Below are 21,698 nucleotides of genomic sequence, written 5' to 3' on the forward strand. Positions count from 1 at the left end.
GTAAGAAAGGTTATAGGAGGAGGGAAATGAATCGTAAAAAAAAATACATACTAAGCCTGAGTATGTTACTTATTCAATGTTATGCACCTTTGGTTGTATACGGGACAGAGGTTCGATCGGTTGAAACAGAGGGGACAGTCGGTTTTACAGGCATGTATGAAATGCCTGGAGATCCAGTACCAGCTCCAGAAGTTGAAATCAAACCAGATTTCCCAAAAGAAATCGCTCAACAACCGTCAGAGGAGAGAGATGCCAGTCACAGAAGATTGCCAAAAACGAATGCACAACAAATGAGTAGTTGGATAATTTTAGGGGTTTTTCTTGTGATAATGACACTTAGTTTTTGGTTTTGGAAACACAAAAAGAAAAAACAATCATAGAAAGTAGGACGTGTATAAATGAAATTAGTTAGATTAGCAACAATTGCAGCCTTATCATCAACAGTTTTTGCCGGAGGTATGACTGTATTTGCAGAAGATGGTTCCACAGACACATCAAAAGAAGTACGTAATGTAACAACTAATGGAACGATTGAATTTACACCAAATGAAGATGAAGAGCTAGTCGTTGTTCCACCAGTAAAAGAACCAGATGTCGAGATTGAGCCTGAAGTGCCAGGAACAACTGGGCCTTTATCGATCATGAAAGCTGTCACGATGAATTTCGGTTCACAAGTCATCTCGAATCAAGATCAAACGTACAACATGATTGCAGAAAAACAACAAAAAAAGGGAACAACTGGTGAAGAAAACAAAGTTCCGTATGTCAGTTTTGCGCAAGTACAAGATGTCCGTGGAACGAATGCTGGTTGGAATCTGCAAGTACGCATGACCGACTTTAAAGCAACGAATACAACAGTGAATGATACATTGCTCGGTGCAGAAATTTCATTGTTGGATCCAAGAATCCAGTATGAAGGAAGTACGCCTGGTAATGCGCCAGTAGCTCATCCAGCTGGAATGAAATTAATACCAAATGCTTCTGCGGTATCCGTGATGACAGCAGAAAAAGATAAAGGTGCAGGGGTATCTTCAGTTGTTTGGGGGAACCAAGCAGACCTAGATGCACAAGAGGCGAACGATGAAGTTGAAGTAGTAACAAATAATGCGATCCAATTGTTTGTTCCTGGTTCTACAGCAAAAGATGCGACACAATATAAATCAACATTGACTTGGGAATTATCCAATACACCTGATGTTAGTGGTGTAAATTAACAAGAAAAAAAATATGAGTAACATAACGAATCATAATCATTAAAAAGCAACCGATTTTTGTTTATAGAAGTGAATGTGGTAGCGTTACAATTTTGTAGCGCTACCTCCTTTAAAGAAAGGGGTAAGTTTATGAAAAAGACAAGTACATATCGAAAAAATAAAATCCAACAAGTGGGGATCGTATTACTCGTCATGATTGTCAGCCTGATGGCTCCCATGTTGGTTGGAGCGGAAGAAGGAACGTTGAATTTTTATGTAACGCCTGAGTTCTCAGAAAATCAAAAATCAGGAAATGATCGTTATTTTCAATTGAATCTTGCACCAGAAACGACAGAAAAGCTAACGTTGAAACTACAAAACGCAAACGCAGAAGCCAAAAAAATCAAAATCACCCCACATACTGCTTATACCAACGTGATGGGGGTCGTAGAATACGGACAAGATGCGGAAGAAGCAGATCCAACGCTCAAACATTCGTTGGCTGAGTTGATTGAACAACCAGAAATCATTGAGCTTGCTGGAAATGAAACAAAGACCGTTACGCTTGATTTGAACATGCCTAAAGAAGAATTTGAAGGATTGTTAGCTGGCGGATTACGAGTGTCAGAAGTCAAAGAAGAAGCAACAGAAGAAACGAGTAATGAAGAAGGTGTCGCCATCCAAAATGATTTTGCGTATATCATCGGTGTGGTTGTGAGCAACAAACAAGATGCTGTACAACCGGACTTAGAGTTGTTAGATGTTTTTGCTGACCAACTCAACTATCGCAATGTGATCAGTGCGAATCTACAAAACTTCACCCCGACATTCGTGAATCGCTTAGAAGTCGAAGCTACGGTTCAAAAAGTGGGCGAAGAAGAGATTTTATACCAAGCCAGTCAAGAACAGATGCAAATGGCACCCAATTCCAATTTTAATTTCCCGATTTCTTTAGAAGGTGATCGTTTTCGCAGTGGTGACTACGTATTGAAAATGACGGCACGTTCTGGGGAAGACGAATGGCAATGGGAAAGAACCTTTACGATCGAAGCAGATGAAGCACGAGCATTGAATCGAGCGGATGTTATGGTCGATACGAGTATTAATTGGTGGATGATTGGTTCAATCATGTTACTTGTTTTATTGCTTGGAATAATTCTTTACCTAATCCATAAAAGAAAAAAAGAGCAACCGAATAAGAGTAATGAGAAGGAGTGAATACAATGCCCTCAAGATTAAGAAGAACGATGCTTTTTTTAGGGACGACAATTTTAGTGATACAAACAGTAACTATACCGATAGGCATGGTCTACGCAGAAACCACGATGGACAATGTGGAACATGAGCCAATGGAACGTCCTGCTATCCAAAACTCCTTAAAAGAACTATCCAGTAATCCTAACTTTTTCTTTTCTCAATCTCAATTGCAAGGAACGATAAAAGTTCCGCTACAAGTGACGTTCTTTTCTGATCAAGAAGTGTCAGAGGCACGAGTGATCTTACCAGAAGAAGCAACGCTTATCCAAGACCAATTGTCGGCAGGGATTTCAATCGAACAAGGAGAGCAGCCTCATGAATGGATCGTTCAGTCAAAACATGCGCAAAATACGTTTGTTCTTCCTTTGGTATTTGACAAGACAGGAAACTATGAACTGTCTGTGGAAGAAACGACGACTCAGCTAAAAATCAGTGAGCCAGAAGCAATCAGTGATGAACTTCCAGCTGAAGAAAGTGACTCCCCTGATGAGGAGCTAGGCGGACAAAAGGAATCAAAAGAGGGAGAACATATAATAGAAGAAAATCAAGAGGATGATCAGACATCCGAAGAAGTAGATGAGCCTAAGGAAGAAGCTCCGCAGAATCAACAAACAAAGGAGAAAGAGCCTTTCGTAAGTGTTTCAACATGGGAAGAATTTCAAAAAGCCATAAGTAACGATGATGTACAAAAAATTATTTTGGAAAACGACATAGTCAGAAACGCTGGAGCGGCAGGTACGATCAACAGAAATATAGAAATTGACGGACAAGGATGGTCGATAAATTTTGCCAATAATACTGCTGGATTCACACTTGGAGCAGTGAGCGTAGAGACGACAATTACTTTAAGAAATATAACAATAACAAAACCGGGAACTACAGCAATTTTTACAGGTACAGCAGCCAACAGTCAAAGATGGACATTAAATTTTGAAAATGTTCATACAGGAAATGGGAATGTATCTGGTTTAGTTAATGCACCGAATGCAAAGGCAGGATATATAGGTGGCGAAAATACTTATAGGTCGACTATGAATGCGCGTGATGATGCTGTCTTCCGAGTCAATAATTTTTTTGCTCGAAATGGAAGTAAAGTAAGTATGGACCTGCAAGCAAAGTTAGCACAAATTTCAGGCGTATTACCGGTAGTTCAAATTACGGATGAAGACACTACAGTTTCTATTAATACAACTTCAACAAGCTCTGGTAGATACGGAGGGGTTATCAGACTAGATTCAAATGAATCGCTTATTGAGGTTAACAATGGAGCATCTTTGAAAATAGAAGCCCCTCAAACTAGTGCGCTTCTTTATGATACTGCTACGAATTCAAGAATTTTGGTAGACAATGGCTCTAAAATGGAACTTTACTCTTCTCTTCTTGATGGAAATGATGCAACAGTTAGATTTTATGGGGCTGCAAGCCGAGGTTCTCGATTTGATATAGATAATAATAGTACTGTTATTATTGAGGCTGAAGAAGGAGCTGCTCCGGCCGTAAGATTTCGTGCGGATGGTCAATTCTTTGTAAAAGGAAATAGTAAATTACAAATGTACAATGGTGGAAACGGATCACCTAATAATTCGGCGAATCAAGGGATAGAATTTGCTAATGATGGTGGAGTTTTTGATTTGAGTGGCGTGGGAACAGAAGTAAATATTGTCTCTGATTTTGGACCTGCTATTGGTGGTAACAGTTCGATGGAAATCAATGTTAGGGAAGGAACTAGTTTTACAGCAATTGGAAGATCGAGCACTGCATCAGGTGCAATATTTAATGGTTCAACTAGTAATATAACTATTGATAATCCACTTTTTTTTGATTTTAAAAATACACGTCCAAATGGAGGCAACATATATAATGTATCGTCATCCTCTATATTTGATTTGAAAAATTCTAATTTTGCAGCATGGGCTAATGGTTCTAATTTTGATCTTGAAGCAGAAAAGTATTGGAATATGGTTGATTTTGAATTAACGGGAAGCAATTTTAATACTATTAGAAAGACTAGCGATCCGGAATCATTTAATACAAGTACTTTTGGACCGGCTGGAATGACTGCATATAGTAGAATTAGTGCAAATAACGCACGTGCTGTTGTTGATGAATTAAGAGTTCCTACTAATGCAGATAAGTCTATTTTTGGTCATGTAAGTATTCCGGAAGGGAGTGACTATAGATCAGCGTTTGGAGGCGAGGTGGAACTAGAGATAGAAATTGAACGACTTACTGGAGAAAAAGAAACACATAGAGCAATTACTAAAGTAGATAGTATCTATGGTGAAGAAGATAGAGAGGGGATATTTGAAGTAAAATTACCGAATCTTTTAAATGAGGGAGATCGGATTAGCGTTCTATCTGCTTTTCGTGGTGTTGGTGAAGTTGGAGTTCCAAGTTTACCGGAGGATATCAAAATAGATAGTGTTGTCGTCTTTCCGATTATCCCACCAAAACCAGCGGAGTTTCCTTTGAATACCATCGGAAAAACAGCTACACATGTTCAGGGATATGTTGAAAACAAAGAGGTTGAAATAACCGCAACTCATAATGGACAAATCTTTGACACTTCTGATGTAACGATAGACAACGAGGGTAACTTTATCCTAGATTTATCTGACTTAACTTTAAAAGAAGACGATGAGATTCAGGTCTTTCTAAGAGATGCAGAAGGCTCGGCAGAAGCCGCAGGTGTGATCAATCCACCAGAAACCAATAACGTGCGTGGAAATATCAACCCAGCCGCTGAATTAACATTTCACGATGTAACTTTTGAACCGGCTACGACATTAATCGTTGAGGATGTAGGACCTTTCTCACCGGTAGATCCTTTAGATCCAGAATTAGAAGTGGAACCTGAAAATAAACCAGAATTGCCAGAAAATCAAGGGCAACTAAGTATTGACTTTATTTCGTCCTTCAATTTTGGCTCACAAGCTATTTCTGTTCATGAACAAACATATTATGCCCAACCTCAACGATTGTTGAATGAAGATGGGACAGTGAAAGAGAACGAAGAGCGGCCAAATTATGTTCAAATCAGTGATCGTCGACCGGACAATGAGCGAAGTGGTTGGCAATTATCGGTTACCCAGAATGGACAATTCAGTAATCGAAATGGTCATGAATTGCTTGGTTCGGAAATCCAATTGAGTAATCAACAATTGGCGACAGCACAAGGCGGAAATTCGCCTGAGCTACAGGAAGAATCCATGCAAAGGATTTTACCAAATACGAAACAAATCTTATTACAAGCAGATGAAGAATCTGGAACAGGAACATGGATCTATCGTTTTGGGGATGCAGAGACAGCAGATAAAAGTGTTGGTTTGTATGTCCCTAAAGGAACGAATCCAGAAGCCAAAGAATATTCAACGACACTTACTTGGGAATTAAGTAGTGTTCCGGGAAATTGATAAAGAAATAGAGCTATAACAGTAGTATACAATTCTGAGAAATAAGCCAGAAAACCCGAAAATTATTGGGTTTCTGGCTTATTTTTGGAATACTATTTACTCAGTTTTAGAGACTGTGAGATGACTAATATCATAGCGCTTTTTTTCCCTTCTTAATACGGAGTGAAAAACAATGACTATTATTATAGAAGAAAAGTTTCTATAAAAGATGTAAGGAAGGAGAAAATCCTTTACATTAGAGCGACTATAACGTATATAATCTAAATAAGGTGTGCTGTAACTAACATCGTTGACTGTCTCAGAAAAAAGAATCAACGACAAAATAAAGCATGCAAACATGGAGAAAACGATGATAAAGAATAAATTGCAACAATACAAAATATTATTGATTTTATTGATTCTTGTAGCGGTTTCACTGATTGTTTTTTTGAATCAAATCATTTATGCGTGGTTGATCGTGGAGATTTATGCGTTTCTTCTTTGTGGGTACTTAGTGATTTTTGATCAAAGGGAGGCAACATCTAAGATTGCTTGGATTTTAGCCTTATTATTTCTGCCAATCGTTGGAATCATTTTATACTATTTGATTGGTCGTGAGCCTCGTTTACGGAAGTTGCCGAAACAGCAAGTAGCGAATGAGCGAAACGTACAACAAACTGTTTCAAAGATCCTTCAGGAACATTCAGAGATCATCCATGCCAAGCACGATCTGTCTAACGAGATTTTCCATCTTTCAGAAAAGTATCCAACGAAAGACAATCAGCTAACTTTGTTAAAAGAAGGGGACGAAGCCTTTACAGCATTGTTGCAAGATATCAAGCAGGCAACGCATCATATTCACCTTTTTTACTATATTGTAAAAGGAGATGAAACCGGCGAAGAACTGACGGCTGCCTTGATTGAAAAAGCACGACAGGGAATCGAAGTCCGTTTTATGTATGACAGTGTTGGATCGATTGCTTTTCCGAATCGGTTATTAGATGCGCTGCGAGAAAATGGTGTGGAAGTCCGGACTTATGATCTTTTGAATTCACCGTGGTTGAGTAACAAAGCGAATTGGCGAAACCATCGAAAAATCGTTGTGATCGATGGCAAAATCGCACATACTGGCGGTATGAATATCGGAAATGAGTATAGTGGTCGCGGTAATAAGTTCTCTTATTGGCGAGATACGAATGTTCGGATCGAAGGGCCTTCTGTATTAGAGGTACAAGAGTGTTTCGTTTATGATTGGTTGTTCCTCGATGAAGGAACGGAAACGATTAGTGATTTCATCAAGCATCAAGCTGTGTATTTTCCATTAAAGACGGATACACCCAAAGGCTCGGAAATCGTACAGGTTATTTATGGCGGTCCTTATGATCAAGAACGAATCATCAAAGATTCTTTTAATGACTTGATTGGTAAAGCAGTTGATTCGATCAAAATCGCTATGCCTTATTTTATTCCAGATGAAGAAACATTGGGCGCACTTAGACGAGCAGCTCGTTGTGGGATCAAAGTGCAATTGATCATACCAGGAAAAGGCGATCGCGGGATTTCATTTCATGGGACGAACTCGTTTATTGATGATTTGTTATCGGCAGGAGTTGAAGTGTCGATCTACGATACGACTGCATTTATCCATTGTAAATATATGATCGTTGATGATGTGGTCGCAACGATTGGATCAACTAATTTTGATATTCGCAGTTTTTATCTCAATCATGAGTTATCGATGTTCATTTATGGACCATCAAGAACAATCGATGAATTGAATGATCATTTTGCGGAAGATTTAGCCCATGCGAAAAGAGTCAAAAAAGAAGAATGGCAACGGCGAAGTGGATGGACGAAAGTCAAAGAAAAAATCAGTGGTTTATTTGTCCCGATTCTTTGATTGTGGAGAATAAACGGATTGTAAAAGCAATAGTTAGCCTGAGACAGAGTAGACAAAACGATTTTTTGGTTTTGTCTACTCTGTTTTTCATTTTATGTTTTCTTATTGTTTTATAACAATACAATGCGCAATAAAATAAGTTTTTTTAGAGATATGCTACTATAGAGATAGATATAAAGTGTTTTTTTTACAGTTGGACCATACGAATTTACATCTGTGAAAATGTGCTTTAAGACTTAGAAAGTAAGAGGTGATTTTGTGAAAAACAAACAAAAATCAGTCATTATTCTTGGTGGAGGCCTTGGGGGCTTATCTGCAGCAGTGTCTTTGGCACAAGCAGGATTCAAGGTTACTTTATATGAAAAAAATGATCATCTAGGCGGTAAATTAAACCGTTTAGAAGCGAATGGATTTGGGTTCGATCTAGGGCCATCTATTTTGACGATGCCTCAAATCTTTGAAAAATTGTTTATTGCAAGTGGCAAACAGATGGCAGATTACATTCCGATTGAACGGTTGGATTTGCAGTGGCGCTCTTTTTTTCCTGACCATACATCGATTGATTTATACAGCGATCTAACGAAAATGGCGCAAGAAAATCCAATGTTGTCTGCAACCGATATGGCAGAGTATCAAGCATTTTTAGACTACGCAAAAGAAATCTACGATTATACAGAAGTCGGTTATTTTGACAAAGGGCTTGATTCAACGATGGAGATTTTAAAAGAACATGGTGTGATCAAAGCGTTGAAAGGATTTGATTATTTTTCTTCGATGCATGATGGAATCGCAAAACGAGTGAGTCATCCTAAAATGCAAGAGATGCTTGGTTATTTCAGTAAGTACGTTGGTTCGTCTCCTTATGATGCACCAGCGGTTTTGAATATGATGATCTATATGCAACATGCGCAAGGGATTTGGTATGTGCCAGGTGGGATGCACAAGATTGCGGAAGGGATCGTGAAACTTGGGAAAGAGATCGGTGTGACGTTCCATACCGGCGTTTATGTTGAAAAATTAAATATAGAGAATGATCAGATCCGTTCTGCGCGATTGGCAGATGGCACGGTGATCGAAGCAGACTATTTTGTTTCGAATATGGAAGTCATCCCGGCTTATGAACAGTTATTAGATGAAAAACCAGCGTTTACTGAGAAGTTAGAAAAGAAATTTGAACCAGCAAGTTCAGGGTTTGTCTTGCATTTAGGTGTGAATAAAGAATATCCGCAATTAGCACATCATAATTTTTTCTTTTCAAATGCGGAGAAAGAAAATTTTGATCAAAACTTCCATCAGCACCAGTTGCCAGAAGACCCAACGATCTATTTGGTCAATGTGAATAAGACTGATCCTTCCCAAACGATTGAAGGACATGAGAATATCAAGATTTTACCGCACATCCCTTATTTACAAGATCAACCATTTACAGAGGCAGAATACGATGCCTTTCGGGAGCGTATCTTGATCAAATTAGAAACGATGGGATTAACGGATTTGAGAAAACATATTGTCTATGAAAATCGTTGGACCCCAGAAGATATCCAAAAAAATTATTTATCCCATCGTGGAGCAATCTACGGTACTGTCTCAGATCGTAAAAAAAATCATGGGTTCAAACATGCAAAACATAGTGAGCGCTATGACAACTTATACTTTGTAGGTGGGACAGTCAATCCAGGTGCCGGTATGCCAATGGTCACTTTGAGTGGACAACAAGTGAGTGACAAGATTGCTCGAAGAGAAGCGGATGTATAGGAAGGAAGGCTTATTTTGTTACTAATAATGATCGTCCTTTTTGTCGCTTGGCTTTCAGGTTGGTGTATCTTTTATCGACTGCCATTCATCACAAACCTAACCTCTGCAAAACGTTTTGACACAAATGTTTCAATCATTATTCCTGTACGTAACGAAGCAAATACGCTCCCCAAATTGCTACAATCGATCCAAAGGCAAACGATCCAACCACGAGAAATCATCGTCGTGGATGATGCTTCCACTGACGGTACAGCAGAAATCGCCAAGAACTTAGATGCAACAGTTTTCTCAAATGATCGTGAGCAGCATGGCAAGGCGGCTGCCTGTTGGTTAGGTGCAACAAAGGCCCAAAGTGAGCATTTCTTATTTTTGGATGCAGATACATTTTTTCAGACAGACAATAGTTTGGAAAGACTATTGAATGAATACGAAAAAAGAGGGAATAGTGGCTTGCTGTCGCTTCAACCGTTTCATCAAACTGTTCGCTTTTATGAACAGCTTTCGTTTGTTTTCAATGTGGTCATTCTAGTAGGATTGAATACTTTTTCTGTGTTTGGGGAAAAAGTAAAAGCAGCGGGGGCGTTCGGGCCGTGTATCTTATGCTCGAAAACCGATTACTTCCAAGTCGATGGGCATAATGATATGCCTAGTGGGATCTTAGATGACATGGCTTTAGCCAAACGTTTTCAAAAGGCAGGATTTCCCATCCATTTATATGGTGGGAAAGAGTTGATTGCTTTTCGCATGTATCCAGAAGGGTTCAAGCAATTGATCCAAGGGTGGACAAAGGATTTTGCCACAGCTTCAAGAGCCACCAATCCCTTTATTTTGTTCGGGACCATATTATGGATAGCTGGTGGAGTTGGCTCTGTATTGGCTTTTCGTACGGATCAATGGCAGTTTGCGCTAGTCATCTACTGTCTGTATGTATGCCAATGCATCATCTTTGCCAAACGTGTTGGGAATTTCACCCTTGCTTTCTTGTTGTTTTTACCAATCTTTTTTCTCTTTTTCCTTTTCTTGTTTTTATGGTCGTTGATCCAAACGTATCTGTTGAAATCAGTGACTTGGAGAGGAAGAAAAATCAAACTTTAGGAGGGTTTTATGCCGCTGATCCATTTGACCACTGGAGTATTAGTCATGCTCGACATTCTTGTCTGGTTTATATTCCATTTAGGAATATCCTACGGTGTCCGCCAAATCGCTGACTCGTTTTTTGAAAGAAAGCATCGTTGGTTTCGTTCCTTTTCTTTTGAAAAGCGAGGGAGTTTTTGGGAAAAAAATTTCCGAATCAAAAAATGGAAAGATAAGCTACCAGATGGTACGGTGATTGCTAAGAGAGGATTCGATAAATCAAGGCTTGGCAAGACTGATTCTGCTGCACTGAAGAAATTCATCATCGAAACGCAAAGAGCAGAGCTGACACATTGGCTATTGATCCCGCCAGCGTTCCTGTTTTTTTTGTGGAATCCAAGATGGGCGGGGTGGGTCATGGTTTTTTATGCGCTTCTTGTCAATGTTCCGTTTATTATGATTCAACGCTATAATCGACCACGATTAGAACGAGCGTTGATCAGAAAAATAAGGAAGAACTAGGTGTTCGATATGTGTTTATGTTGTTGTTATGGTGATTTTATGTTGTCTTTATGTTAAAATAAAATTGAAAAATAATAGGGGTGATAACATGGAAACGACAAAAAAGAAACCAATCCATATATCAATTGATGAGGAGCTGAAAAAGGATGCTGAGCAATTATTTGATGAGTTAGGTATGAATATGACAACCGCAATTACAGTTTTTTTGAAACAGTCTGTCAATAAACAGGCAATTCCTTTTAAAATTGAAAAAGGAAATCCGGCCACTTTGCAAGCGCTAAAAGATGCAAAAGATGGGAATATTCATGGAGGATTCAGCTCTGTTGATGAGTTGCTGGAGGATTTGGATGCTTGATATTTTTTATACCTCACAATTCAAGCGAGACTATAAAAAAGCGAAAAAGCAAGGGAAAGATTTAGCCAAATTAAAAAAGGTGCTATCTCTTTTGCAAAGCCAACATAAATTGCCCAAAGTGTATCGTGATCATCATTTGACCGGCAATTATGCGGGATTTAGAGAATGTCATATCAGCCCAGATTGGCTATTAGTATATAAGATTGATACTGATCAATTACTACTAATACTTGCTAGGCTAGGTTCCCACAGTGAATTATTTTAAATGAAATGTGACGGAAATAGACAACTCCAAAAAATAAACGAGAAAATCTAAAAACTGTTTTTAAGTTTTGGATTTTCTCGTTTATTTTGTTTTAAGCGTTACTAGATAGCTAATGGCAAGTCTTTTTATTATGCGAAATCTAGTTTCGAGTTACCTCTAAAATCAAATAAGACAAAAAAGGACCTATCTGCTTGTTTTTGTCATGACGTGTCGCCAAAAGTGAAAGTATTCTTCTTTTAAATCGATCGTAGCAAGTTCTGTCCAATAAATAAACTGGTCGTTTATATAAAAACCTTCTTCTGTCATCATGGACTGGATTTTTCCTTGGTAATGTTTGCCGCTTTTTGTCAGAAGAGCAATTTCTTGCTTGGCGATATAAGCGGTGATGATCACTGTTTCAAAATGGGTATAGATCGTTTTCATAACGAACGCTTCCTTTTTTATTTAGTCGTTTAGTCATTGTCGGTTGGGAATTCTTGGTAAAATTCATCTTTGATCAACTGAATCTCTTCTTGTTTGTGCGATTGAGGCATACGATTGCTGATTTTTCCCATGGTAGCAAAAGTAGAGAGATGCGACCATTTTTCTTCTTGCTTTAATTCGATATGGCGAATATCTTGCCAAGGGATTTGAGTGTCATCGATCGTCACCTCATCTTCATCACATTCGCCTAAGAAAACGCCCTCGATATTTTCTCTATATCGACCAAATTCATCTTTTGTGTTTAATTGGATGGTCACTTTTTGTCGGTAGAGAAAGGACTGTAACAGGACTTGGTCGATTTCCTCTCGCGTCATTTGTGATTGGGGAGGGAGGTCTTTTAGGGCGTCTTCAGCGTTTTCATCGATCCCTTTAACTAATTCATCCATGGCAAAAGCGGTTCCCCATTTCAAGCCAAAGGGGCGATCGCGGTATTCATTGTAATCGAGAAATTCTTTTTTCGTGCGTCGCATGTCCTTCACCTTCAATACCAGCCATTCCGCCAGCATGACCGCCTACAAGCGAACTGCGGGCGATTGCTCGACCACCTTCCAGTAAACTATGTGCATGGACGATTGCTTTGAATCCATATTTTTGTCGAATCTTATCCACGACAAAGTCAATCTTTGCCGCATTGACTTGCTCTTTAGGATCATCGAATAGATTCAATTGCAAGCCAGTCGCATAAACTAAGCGAGAACAATTGACGCCGATACTTCGGATATCTTGACGTTGATAATGTCGATCAAAAATCATCAATAGTGCTTCTGCTAAGACATGACTGGCGTTGGTCGGCTCGATTTTCATCTGTTGGTGAAACCCAGTTTTTCCTGAAACATCTGTGTAGCCTAAAGAAAAACCGACCCACAGACTAACTACTTGTGCTTTTGCTTCTTCTCGACGTAAGCGTGTGCCTACTTGATCCGCCATTTCCTTGATCACGATTTCAATCTCTTCTCGGCGAGTATAGTCCTTATTGAGGATTTGACTATTTCCGATGCTTTTTGATTTAGGGGTGTAGACTTCGCCAAGAAAGCTTCGATCGATTCCCCAGGCATGGGCATAAAGTTGTGTACCAATTACCCCCATTGCACTTTTTAAACGATAGTAATCCGCATGTGCAAGCTCATAGATGCTATGGATGTTCATTTTATTTAAACGAATCGCTGTTTTTCGACCGATCCCCCAAAAATCTGTCAGCTGAGGAATCCGCCAAAGTTTTTCAGGGACGTCTTCATAACGCCATTCGGCGATCATGTCTCGGGTATCCTTCGCTTCATTATCCAGAGCTAATTTTGCCAATAGTGGATTATCACCGATACCGATCGTGGTATAGATCCCTGTCTGATCATAAACGTCTTGACGAATTTTTTTTGCAAGTGCCCGGGCATCAGGAGCATCGAACAAATTCAAGCTATTTGTGATATCTAAAAAACTTTCGTCGACCGAATAGACATGATGGTTACTCTCGTCTGCATAGGTTTTATAAATTGCATTGATTTCTTTGTTCTTCTCCATATAATAGGCCATTCGTGGTGGGGCAATATATAAATCACTGGGATAAGGAAAGGGCAAATCACGCGCACGACTGATATTCGTGATCCCGTAGGCTTTTTTTGCAGCTGGGCTAGAGGCAAGGATCAACCCGCTACCACGTTCTTCCCATGAATTTCCGGGATACGACATAACAACTAGTTTGGTTGTTAAAGGGTCTAATCCAAGTGAGACACATTCAACAGAAGCATAGAACGACTTACAATCAATACATAAAATATCTCTAGAAGGTTCTTTATGATAGTCAAATACAGGATTTTGATTTTTAAACATAACAGTCACCTCTTCTACATGATTAGAACACATGTTCGCATTTTTTGTCAACGAAAAAATCAATAGGAACTTTAAAAAAACATCGGTCTTCTAAAGGATCATTGGCATAAAGAGAAAAAGATTTGAAAAAGTAGTTGACTTATTTCAGAAAGAAATCTATACTTAAACCAATCTTAAATCAGTTTGGAGCGATTTCTTATGAAAATCACATTGAATTCACAACTGAATACGTATTACTTTAGCTATTTTAGATAGGTTTGTATTCATGACATTCATGGGTGCAAACACAACGTTTGTATCTATGATGGCTAAGGATGTTTGAGATGACTTGTCCGCCACATAGATGAAAATCTATAGTGGCTTTTTTGTTAGAATTGGTGAAGGCCCACTGTAGATTTGTCTACGGCGGGCTTTTTTTATACCTAACGAAAGGAGAACCACATCAGTTCATTTTCCAACGAGTTATTTTAAGTAAACAACGAACGATTTTCCATTGTCGATCAAGTATTTAAACAGTGATAAAAAAATAAAAATAAAAAAGGATGTTATCTTATGATTTTAATTATTAAACCAGGAATTGAAGTAAACCAACTAGAACCAGTACTTTCACGTATCAAGGAAGAGGGCTTGGACGTCCAGATCAACCATGGCAAAGATCGTCTTGTTTTAGGATTGATCGGTGATCCAAAAATTATCCAAGGTGTACCATTTGAAAGATACGACACGGTGGAGCGTGCAGTAAAAATCTCTAATACGTACAAACTGACTTCTCGAGAATTTCATCCGCAAGATACAGTCGTTGATGTGGATGGTTTGAAAATCGGTGATGGTAGTTTTGTGACGATGGCTGGTCCTTGTTCAGTAGAAGGCGAAGAACAAATCATGGAAACTGCTCGTATGGCAAAAGCTGGTGGGGCAACAGTCCTACGTGGAGGAGCCTACAAACCTAGAACGTCACCCTACGCTTTCCAAGGATTAGGAGAAGAAGGACTGAAAATGATGCGTAAAGCAGCGGATCATTACGGCTTAAAAGTCATTACTGAAGTCATGGATGAAGCCCATATCGATGTCGTTTGTGAATACACAGATATCATTCAGATCGGTGCCAGAAATATGCAAAACTTTCGTCTATTAGAAGCTGTTGGGAAAACAGGAAAACCAATTGGCTTGAAACGCGGGATTTCAGGGACGATCGAAGAATGGTTGAATGCGGCGGAATACATTGCGGTACAAAACAATCCAAACATCATCTTTATCGAACGTGGTATTCGTACTTACGAAACAGCGACACGTAATACCTTCGATCTAAGTGCTGTACCGATCATTAAAAAATTAAGTCATTTCCCGATCATCGTTGATCCAAGTCATGGTACAGGGGTTTGGGATCTCGTATCACCAATGGCAAGAGCCGGTGTTGCTAGTGGCGCAGATGGGATGATCGTAGAGATCCACCCTGATCCAATCCACGCATGGTCAGATGGACAGCAATCATTGAATGAAAAGAACTACCTAAGAATGATGGAAGAAGTCGAGATTTTAGTTGAAGCAATGAATAAAATCAAAGCCTTATAGAAAAGAGGAGCGTCATGTTAGAAGTTGTCTTACCAGAAAAAAGCTATGAGATCATCATTGAACGAAATGCACTCGATCATGTGTCTGAGTGGATCGAAGGAATCTGGAAAAATAAAAAAATCGCGATTATCAGTGATACGAATGTTTTTCCGATATACGGCGAAAAAATTTGTCAACAGTTGCGGGCAAGCTACGAAGTCGTCCATTATGTTGTTCCAGCTGGGGAGAGCAGCAAATCATTCGACATGGCAGCTCACCTCTATGCGTTTTTAGCAGAAGAACAATTTACGCGTAGTGATGCGGTGATTGCGCTTGGAGGGGGAGTGATCGGCGATTTAGCCAGCTTCGTTGCTTCCACCTATATGCGAGGGATTTCATTTGTCCAGATCCCGACTTCCCTACTGGCACAGGTCGATTCAAGCATTGGAGGAAAAACAGCAATCAATGCACCCATGGCGAAAAATATGATTGGGACATTTGCACAACCAGACGGGGTATTGATCGATCCAGAGACGTTAATGACGTTATCAGAGCGTAGAATCCAAGAAGGGATTGCTGAGATCATCAAGTGTGGCGCAATCAGTGATGAAACGCTATGGCAAGATTTGGCAAGCTTAACAGGAGTTGCTGACTTACTGGCTAATAGTGAAAAAATCATTGAAAAGGCGTTGCGTGTGAAGAAACATGTTGTTGAAGAAGATCAATTCGATAACGGGAATCGTTTGTTACTGAACTTTGGCCATACGATCGGACATGCCATCGAGAATACTGCTGGTTATAGTCAGATCAGTCATGGCGAAGCCGTAGCGATCGGTATGGTGCAAATCACCAAACAAGCCGAAAAGCTGGGACAATCACCAGTGGGTATCACTGCGCAATTGATCCAAATGATCGAAAAATATCAGTTGCCGATCAAGTACCAACCTTGGGAGGAGCAATCCCTTTATGATGCGATCACCCACGATAAAAAGGCACGTGGAAAGACATTGAAAATCATTTTATTAGATAAAATCGGACAAGCAAGAATCCAAGAAATTCCGCTTGAGTCCGTGAAAGACTATTTAAAGGAGGGGAACTAAATGCGTTTTTTAACAGCAGGAGAATCTCATGGTCCACAGTTAACTGCCATTATTGAAGGTATCCCGGCAGGTTTAGAAGTTTCACTTGAAAAAATCAATGAAGACCTTGCGAGGCGACAAGGGGGTTACGGTCGTGGTGGCAGAATGAAGATCGAGAAAGATCGTGTCCAAATCACCTCAGGTATTCGACATGGTAAAACGCTTGGTTCGCCAATCACAATGATCGTGGAGAATAAAGACTGGAAGAATTGGCAGACGGTGATGTCAGTCGAGCCAATCGAAGAAAAACATGTCACACGTCGTCGAGTAGCAAAACCTCGTCCAGGACATGCGGATCTAGTTGGTGGAATGAAATACCAACATCAAGATCTTAGGAATGTGTTAGAACGGTCTTCAGCTAGAGAAACGACCATGCGTGTAGCAATCGGCTCTTTAGCAAAACAGATCCTAGCAGCACTAGATATTGAAATTGCCAGTCATGTAGCAGTTCTTGGAGGAATCAAAGCAACGATTCCTGAAGTGCTACCTGTGGCGGTGATCAAGGAAAAAACAACGATCTCCGAAGTCAATATGGTAGACCTTGAGATCGAAGAACAAGTCAAAACATTGATCGATGAGACGAAAAAAGCAGGTGATACCTTAGGTGGTGTCGTCGAAGTCCGGGTTGAAAATGTACCGGCTGGTTTGGGTAGTTATGTCCAATGGGATAAAAAATTAGATGGAAAATTAGCACAAGCCATGCTGAGTATCAATGCCTTCAAAGGGGTAGAATTTGGGATCGGTTTTGATGCAGCGACTTTACCCGGTTCTAAAGTTATGGATGAAATCACCTGGGATCAAGAACAAGGCTACCGCCGGACAACCAATCATTTAGGTGGATTTGAAGGTGGGATGACAAATGGGGAACAAATCATTGTTCGTGGTGTGATGAAACCGATCCCTACACTTTACAAGCCGTTGATGAGTGTGGATATCGACACGAAAGAAGCCTATAAAGCAAGTGTCGAACGTTCAGACAGTACCGCTGTACCAGCAGCTTCTGTGGTGGCTGAACACGTCATTGCAACAGCACTTGCCGTGGAGATCCTTGAACATTTCCCAGCGGATAACATGAGTGAGCTGAAAAAATCTGTTGCCAGTCATCGGCAGATGATCCAAGACTTTTAGTGAGGAGACTGATATGAAGAAAAAGGTATTTGTCTTAGGTTTAGGTCTGATTGGTGCTTCGCTTTGCCGAGCCATCAAAGGATCGAATGTGACTCTTTATGGATGGGATCATTCAGCAGAAACAAGAAAAATTGCAGAAGAAGTCCAATTAGTGGATCATCTGGTGTCTGGGATCGAAGAAGCAAGTCAAATGGATGTTATTTTATTAGCGGTTCCTGTACAAGTTAGTTTGGACTATTTGCAACAATTAGCGACACTTCCGCTAAAGGAAACTGTATTGGTCAGTGATACTGGCAGTACGAAAGCAGCAATCATGACAGCGGCTAAGGAATTCCCTTTTACTTTTATTGGTGGACACCCAATGGCAGGCTCGCATAAATCTGGAGTCAAAGCCGGCAATCCCAATTTGTTCGAGGAAGCTTATTATATATTGACCAATGATCATGAGAGTGATCGTGTAGCTGAACTGATGGAACTATTAGAACCGACTCGAGCAAAATTTGTGTTGATGGAAGCCAAAAATCATGACGAGATCGTCGGCGTTTTAAGCCATTTGCCTCATATCGTGGCTGCTGGATTAGTGCAAACCAGTGATGAACTCAATCAGAAACATCCAAGAGCCTCCCAACTTGCCGCCGGAGGATTTCGGGATATTACTCGAATTGCTTCATCTGATCCTAAAATGTGGACAGATATCTTATTAACGAATCAAGAAATCATGCTGTCTTTACTAGAAGAATGGCAATCCTCCATGGAAACATTGAAAACACAACTTGCGAGAAATGATGAAGAGGCCATTTATCGATTTTTTGCACAAGCGAAGCAAACAAGGGATCAGTTGCCGAAGAAACGACAAGGAACGATTCCAGCATTCTATGATCTATACGTTGATATTCCGGATATTTCCGGTGCAGTTGCTAAGGTGACAACGGCTTTGAGCCAAGCAGATATTTCAATCATCAATCTAAAAATACAAGAAACTAGAGAAGATATTTTCGGAGTCCTTGAATTGTCCTTCAAAAATCAAACCGATTTAGAAAAAGGACAAGCATTGATTCAAGCGGAAAATTTTCACTGTTGGATCAGGAGTTGAGACAATGCAATTACTTAATGCTACACATGGGATCAAAGGTGAGCTAACGGTTCCAGCAGATAAATCGATTTCTCATCGCAGCATCATGTTTGGTGCAATCAGTCATGGAAAAACGACGATAACGAACTTTTTAAAAGCAGAAGATTGCTTGAGTACGATGTCCATATTTAGACAATTAGGTGTGAGAATAGAAGAGGAAGAAGAGAAAATCCATGTTTATGGTCATGGCGTAGAGGGATTACGAACACCAACAGAACGTTTAGATGCAGGTAATTCTGGTACAACGATCCGTTTACTTTTAGGGATTTTAGCTGGAAGTAAGATTTCGGCAGAAGTGTCTGGAGATGACTCGTTGAATCGTCGCCCGATGGGGAGAGTGATGAATCCTTTACGTGAAATGGGTGCGGATCTTAAAGGGATCGAACATCCAGATCTACCACCTTTACGAGTGACTGGTGGGCCTTTGAAACCAATCGAATATGAGATGCCGATTGCCAGTGCGCAAGTCAAATCAGCGATTTTATTCGCGGCACTTCAAGCAGATGGTGAGACAACGATCATCGAAAAAGAACGCTCACGGAATCATACAGAAGAAATGATCAAACAATTTGGTGGAGAAATCAGAGTAGAAGATAAAGTGATCACACTTGCTGGCGGGCAACGGTTAGTTGGACAAAACGTGGCGGTACCTGGGGATATTTCGTCAGCAGCCTTTTATCTAGTCGCAGCAAGTATTTTGCCAGATAGTGAAGTCTTATTGAAACAAGTAGGAATCAATCCAACACGAACAGGGATTTTAGATGTATTGATCGAAATGGGTGCTTCGATCCAAGAAATGCAGATCGATCAACAAAATCAAGCGGCTGACTTAATGGTACGTTCTGCCAACTTGCAGGCGTGTAGGATCGAAGGAGAAATCATTCCTCGCTTGATCGATGAATTACCGATTTTGGCATTAGCTGCAACACAAGCACAAGGCACGACGATCATTCGGGACGCACAAGAATTAAAAGTGAAAGAAACAAATCGCATCGATGCGACAGCGGAAGAATTGATAAAAATGGGCGCAAACATCGAAACAACAGATGATGGGCTGATCATTCATGGTCCGACACCTTTACATGGGGCAATTGTTGACAGTCATGGGGATCATCGCATTGGCATGATGTTACAGATTGCCGCATTATTGACCGATGAACCAGTTGAATTGAACCATCCAGAAGCGGTAAATATTTCTTATCCTGACTTCTTCACTGATCTAGCTGGTCTGATCAAGGAGAAAAACTAATGGCTGCAATTGTGCTGATTGGTTTTATGGGCGCCGGTAAAACAACGATCAGTCGCAAGCTTTCTATGCAGTTAAAGAAACCATTGATCGATATGGATACAAAATTAGTCGAGGAGTTTGGCTGTTCGATCAGTCAGTATTTTGAATTACATGGCGAAGCTGCCTTTCGACAGGAAGAAACGAAGCTGTTGAAAAACTCGTTGCAAGAAGAAGCGATCATTGCGACAGGTGGGGGAGTTATCCTACAAGAAGAAAATCAACGACTGCTGACAGATCATCTGGTGGTTTACTTAAAAGCTGATCCCGATCTTTTGATCAAACGCATCCGCCAAGATCACAAACAAGCCCGTCCGTTGGCACTCGATAAAGATGATACAGAGTTAAAAGAATTATTTTTTTCGCGGAAAAAACACTATGAAACATTAGCAGATCTTACGATAGAAACAACTGGTAAATCACCAGCAGAAATTGTCTCAGAAATCATAAAGCAGGTGATGAATCGATGAAAATTGGTTATCTAGGCCCAAAAGGTTCCTTCACATATAGTGCAGTAAAGAATTATTTCAACGAAGGCGAGTGGTCTCCGTATCAAGCTTTAACAAATTTGATTGATGCCCAGATCAACGATGCGATCGATTATGCGATGGTACCGATCGAAAATTCCATCGAAGGTTCCGTATTGCCCACATTAGACCATGTCTATGAAACCTTACCAACGATCCAAGGAGAAATCGTTTTGCCCATCAAGCAACAATTGATGGTGCATCCTGAGCATCAACAGACGTGGCAAGAGGTAACAAAAATCTGTAGTCATCCGCAAGCGTTGGCACAATCGCAAGTATTTTTGAAGCAACAGTTCCCTGACGTGGAAATCGAGCAAATGGGTTCGACTGCCCAAGGTGCCCAACAAGTTGCCGAGCATCCTGAACAAAAAATCGCGGCAATCGGACCTAAAGAAGCTGCGGAACAGTTTGGTTTGACCATCGTTCAGCAAGATATCCAATCGATCCGCAACAATGAAACCCGTTTTTGGCTACTAGGTTCTTCACCGATGTCATCTAAGTTACCAGTTAGTACTTACAAAGCAACGCTATTTGTAGACTTGCCAGAAAATCGCCCAGGTGCGTTATATCAAGTACTTGCGGTATTTGCAGAACAAAAACTTAATTTGACCAAAATCGAGTCTAGACCGCAAAAAACCTCGTTAGGTGAATACTTTTTCGTGATCGAAGTAGAGATTGAACAAGCAGATACAAAATTGAACGAAGCAATCAAACTACTGGAACAGCGAGCATTTCCAGTCCAATTGATTGGAGAATATCCAGTGTACCGTAGCCGTGAGGATAAAAAAGCGACATGCAGAAAATAAATCAAAGCAGCTGAACCTAGATAGCTGCCTTGGTTTTTTTTATTGAATAATTTTTCTATATTTGATTTTACACGTGTAACACGTGTTTTTTCTTTTCTTCACGTGTTACA

20 protein-coding genes are annotated in these 21,698 nt (G+C 40.1%); 17 read left to right on the top strand and 3 right to left on the bottom strand.

The genetic code is table 11. The annotated features are described in order from the left end of the window. Positions 1 to 26: 26 nt before the first annotated feature. The 10 genes from IGI79_RS02635 (at position 27) to IGI79_RS02680 (ending at position 11,713) form a co-directional block, all read left to right on the top strand. Entirely contained in the window at positions 27 to 380 is a 354-nt protein-coding gene (locus IGI79_RS02635) for an LPXTG cell wall anchor domain-containing protein (protein ID WP_438845688.1), read from the top strand. 18 nt (positions 381 to 398) lie between these two features. Then, complete coding sequence (locus tag IGI79_RS02640) at positions 399 to 1,214, top strand: WxL domain-containing protein (protein ID WP_438845689.1); 816 nt, start codon at positions 399 to 401, stop codon at positions 1,212 to 1,214. A gap of 129 nt (positions 1,215 to 1,343) precedes the next feature. After that, positions 1,344 to 2,411 carry a DUF916 and DUF3324 domain-containing protein gene (locus tag IGI79_RS02645; RefSeq protein WP_065096241.1) on the top strand — a complete coding sequence of 356 codons (1,068 nt, stop codon included), beginning with the start codon at positions 1,344 to 1,346 and terminating at the stop codon, positions 2,409 to 2,411. A gap of 5 nt (positions 2,412 to 2,416) precedes the next feature. After that, positions 2,417 to 5,863 (top strand): WxL domain-containing protein, encoded by a 3,447-nt coding sequence (locus IGI79_RS02650; RefSeq protein WP_258080033.1) that lies wholly within the window; start codon positions 2,417 to 2,419, stop codon positions 5,861 to 5,863. Between the two features lie 349 nt (positions 5,864 to 6,212). Further along, on the top strand, positions 6,213 to 7,742 hold the full coding sequence (gene cls / locus IGI79_RS02655; RefSeq protein WP_195273860.1) for a cardiolipin synthase: 1,530 nt from the start codon (positions 6,213 to 6,215) through the stop codon (positions 7,740 to 7,742). 258 nt (positions 7,743 to 8,000) lie between these two features. After that, entirely contained in the window at positions 8,001 to 9,497 is a 1,497-nt protein-coding gene (locus IGI79_RS02660) for a phytoene desaturase family protein (protein ID WP_195273858.1), read from the top strand. A gap of 15 nt (positions 9,498 to 9,512) precedes the next feature. Continuing rightward, the gene (locus IGI79_RS02665) at positions 9,513 to 10,592 is read left to right on the top strand and encodes a glycosyltransferase (protein WP_195273856.1); all 1,080 of its coding nucleotides are present in this window, start codon (positions 9,513 to 9,515) and stop codon (positions 10,590 to 10,592) included. A gap of 9 nt (positions 10,593 to 10,601) precedes the next feature. After that, the gene (locus tag IGI79_RS02670) at positions 10,602 to 11,093 is read left to right on the top strand and encodes a glycosyl-4,4'-diaponeurosporenoate acyltransferase (protein ID WP_066025186.1); all 492 of its coding nucleotides are present in this window, start codon (positions 10,602 to 10,604) and stop codon (positions 11,091 to 11,093) included. A gap of 88 nt (positions 11,094 to 11,181) precedes the next feature. Next, complete coding sequence (locus IGI79_RS02675; RefSeq protein WP_019722403.1) at positions 11,182 to 11,448, top strand: type II toxin-antitoxin system RelB/DinJ family antitoxin; 267 nt, start codon at positions 11,182 to 11,184, stop codon at positions 11,446 to 11,448. Continuing rightward, a complete protein-coding gene (locus IGI79_RS02680; RefSeq protein WP_019722402.1) occupies positions 11,441 to 11,713 on the top strand; it encodes a type II toxin-antitoxin system YafQ family toxin in 273 nt (90 codons plus the stop codon). The genes IGI79_RS02675 and IGI79_RS02680 overlap by 8 nt, the downstream gene beginning before the upstream one ends. 183 nt (positions 11,714 to 11,896) lie before the next feature. On the opposite strand, the gene IGI79_RS02685 is transcribed toward IGI79_RS02680, so the two are convergent. Genes IGI79_RS02685 through IGI79_RS02695 form a run of 3 tightly spaced genes read right to left on the bottom strand, consistent with a single transcriptional unit; the run spans position 11,897 to position 14,020 of the window. Then, on the bottom strand, positions 11,897 to 12,136 hold the full coding sequence (locus IGI79_RS02685; RefSeq protein WP_019722401.1) for a hypothetical protein: 240 nt from the start codon (positions 12,134 to 12,136) through the stop codon (positions 11,897 to 11,899). A 29-nt stretch (positions 12,137 to 12,165) separates the two neighbouring features. Beyond that, positions 12,166 to 12,666 (bottom strand): hypothetical protein, encoded by a 501-nt coding sequence (locus tag IGI79_RS02690; RefSeq protein WP_195273854.1) that lies wholly within the window; start codon positions 12,664 to 12,666, stop codon positions 12,166 to 12,168. After that, complete coding sequence (locus IGI79_RS02695) at positions 12,629 to 14,020, bottom strand: Y-family DNA polymerase (protein WP_062805667.1); 1,392 nt, start codon at positions 14,018 to 14,020, stop codon at positions 12,629 to 12,631. The genes IGI79_RS02690 and IGI79_RS02695 overlap by 38 nt, the downstream gene beginning before the upstream one ends. A 552-nt stretch (positions 14,021 to 14,572) precedes the next feature. Between IGI79_RS02695 and aroF the strand changes: the two genes are divergently transcribed. The 7 genes from aroF to pheA are packed head-to-tail and all read left to right on the top strand — an operon-like array spanning position 14,573 to position 21,588. Next, the gene (gene aroF, locus IGI79_RS02700) at positions 14,573 to 15,592 is read left to right on the top strand and encodes a 3-deoxy-7-phosphoheptulonate synthase (RefSeq protein WP_019722398.1); all 1,020 of its coding nucleotides are present in this window, start codon (positions 14,573 to 14,575) and stop codon (positions 15,590 to 15,592) included. 14 nt (positions 15,593 to 15,606) lie between these two features. Then, positions 15,607 to 16,671, top strand: coding sequence for a 3-dehydroquinate synthase (aroB, locus tag IGI79_RS02705; protein ID WP_438845690.1), 1,065 nt, complete (start codon positions 15,607 to 15,609; stop codon positions 16,669 to 16,671). Then, positions 16,672 to 17,838: a chorismate synthase gene (gene aroC, locus IGI79_RS02710; RefSeq protein ID WP_438845691.1), complete on the top strand. Its 1,167-nt coding sequence runs from the start codon at positions 16,672 to 16,674 to the stop codon at positions 17,836 to 17,838. A 13-nt stretch (positions 17,839 to 17,851) separates the two neighbouring features. Further along, on the top strand, positions 17,852 to 18,931 hold the full coding sequence (locus IGI79_RS02715) for a prephenate dehydrogenase (RefSeq protein ID WP_438845692.1): 1,080 nt from the start codon (positions 17,852 to 17,854) through the stop codon (positions 18,929 to 18,931). 4 nt (positions 18,932 to 18,935) lie between these two features. Beyond that, on the top strand, positions 18,936 to 20,219 hold the full coding sequence (aroA, locus tag IGI79_RS02720; RefSeq protein ID WP_438845693.1) for a 3-phosphoshikimate 1-carboxyvinyltransferase: 1,284 nt from the start codon (positions 18,936 to 18,938) through the stop codon (positions 20,217 to 20,219). Beyond that, entirely contained in the window at positions 20,219 to 20,725 is a 507-nt protein-coding gene (locus tag IGI79_RS02725; RefSeq protein WP_019722393.1) for a shikimate kinase, read from the top strand. Before aroA ends, IGI79_RS02725 begins: the two co-directional genes overlap by 1 nt. Then, on the top strand, positions 20,722 to 21,588 hold the full coding sequence (gene pheA / locus IGI79_RS02730; RefSeq protein WP_438845694.1) for a prephenate dehydratase: 867 nt from the start codon (positions 20,722 to 20,724) through the stop codon (positions 21,586 to 21,588). The genes IGI79_RS02725 and pheA overlap by 4 nt, the downstream gene beginning before the upstream one ends. The last annotated feature ends 110 nt before the right edge of the window (positions 21,589 to 21,698 follow it).

The organism is Enterococcus sp. AZ084, assembly GCF_051714905.1.
Lineage (GTDB): Bacteria > Bacillota > Bacilli > Lactobacillales > Enterococcaceae > Enterococcus_B > Enterococcus_B pernyi.

What these genes read in the sequence shown, in the direction of transcription:
- aroF (WP_019722398.1), top strand. Translation starts at nt 14,573, where the DNA reads ATGATTTTAATTATTAAACCAGGAATTGAAGTAAACCAACTAGAACCA.
- IGI79_RS02690 (WP_195273854.1), bottom strand. Translation starts at nt 12,666, where the DNA reads ATGCGACGCACGAAAAAAGAATTTCTCGATTACAATGAATACCGCGAT.
- IGI79_RS02645 (WP_065096241.1), top strand. Translation starts at nt 1,344, where the DNA reads ATGAAAAAGACAAGTACATATCGAAAAAATAAAATCCAACAAGTGGGG.
- IGI79_RS02715 (WP_438845692.1), top strand. Translation starts at nt 17,852, where the DNA reads ATGAAGAAAAAGGTATTTGTCTTAGGTTTAGGTCTGATTGGTGCTTCG.
- IGI79_RS02640 (WP_438845689.1), top strand. Translation starts at nt 399, where the DNA reads ATGAAATTAGTTAGATTAGCAACAATTGCAGCCTTATCATCAACAGTT.
- IGI79_RS02685 (WP_019722401.1), bottom strand. Translation starts at nt 12,136, where the DNA reads ATGAAAACGATCTATACCCATTTTGAAACAGTGATCATCACCGCTTAT.
- IGI79_RS02695 (WP_062805667.1), bottom strand. Translation starts at nt 14,020, where the DNA reads ATGTTTAAAAATCAAAATCCTGTATTTGACTATCATAAAGAACCTTCT.
- IGI79_RS02650 (WP_258080033.1), top strand. Translation starts at nt 2,417, where the DNA reads ATGCCCTCAAGATTAAGAAGAACGATGCTTTTTTTAGGGACGACAATT.
- pheA (WP_438845694.1), top strand. Translation starts at nt 20,722, where the DNA reads ATGAAAATTGGTTATCTAGGCCCAAAAGGTTCCTTCACATATAGTGCA.
- IGI79_RS02670 (WP_066025186.1), top strand. Translation starts at nt 10,602, where the DNA reads ATGCCGCTGATCCATTTGACCACTGGAGTATTAGTCATGCTCGACATT.
- aroC (WP_438845691.1), top strand. Translation starts at nt 16,672, where the DNA reads ATGCGTTTTTTAACAGCAGGAGAATCTCATGGTCCACAGTTAACTGCC.
- aroB (WP_438845690.1), top strand. Translation starts at nt 15,607, where the DNA reads ATGTTAGAAGTTGTCTTACCAGAAAAAAGCTATGAGATCATCATTGAA.
- IGI79_RS02725 (WP_019722393.1), top strand. Translation starts at nt 20,219, where the DNA reads ATGGCTGCAATTGTGCTGATTGGTTTTATGGGCGCCGGTAAAACAACG.
- aroA (WP_438845693.1), top strand. Translation starts at nt 18,936, where the DNA reads ATGCAATTACTTAATGCTACACATGGGATCAAAGGTGAGCTAACGGTT.
- cls (WP_195273860.1), top strand. Translation starts at nt 6,213, where the DNA reads ATGATAAAGAATAAATTGCAACAATACAAAATATTATTGATTTTATTG.
- IGI79_RS02635 (WP_438845688.1), top strand. Translation starts at nt 27, where the DNA reads ATGAATCGTAAAAAAAAATACATACTAAGCCTGAGTATGTTACTTATT.
- IGI79_RS02675 (WP_019722403.1), top strand. Translation starts at nt 11,182, where the DNA reads ATGGAAACGACAAAAAAGAAACCAATCCATATATCAATTGATGAGGAG.
- IGI79_RS02680 (WP_019722402.1), top strand. Translation starts at nt 11,441, where the DNA reads ATGCTTGATATTTTTTATACCTCACAATTCAAGCGAGACTATAAAAAA.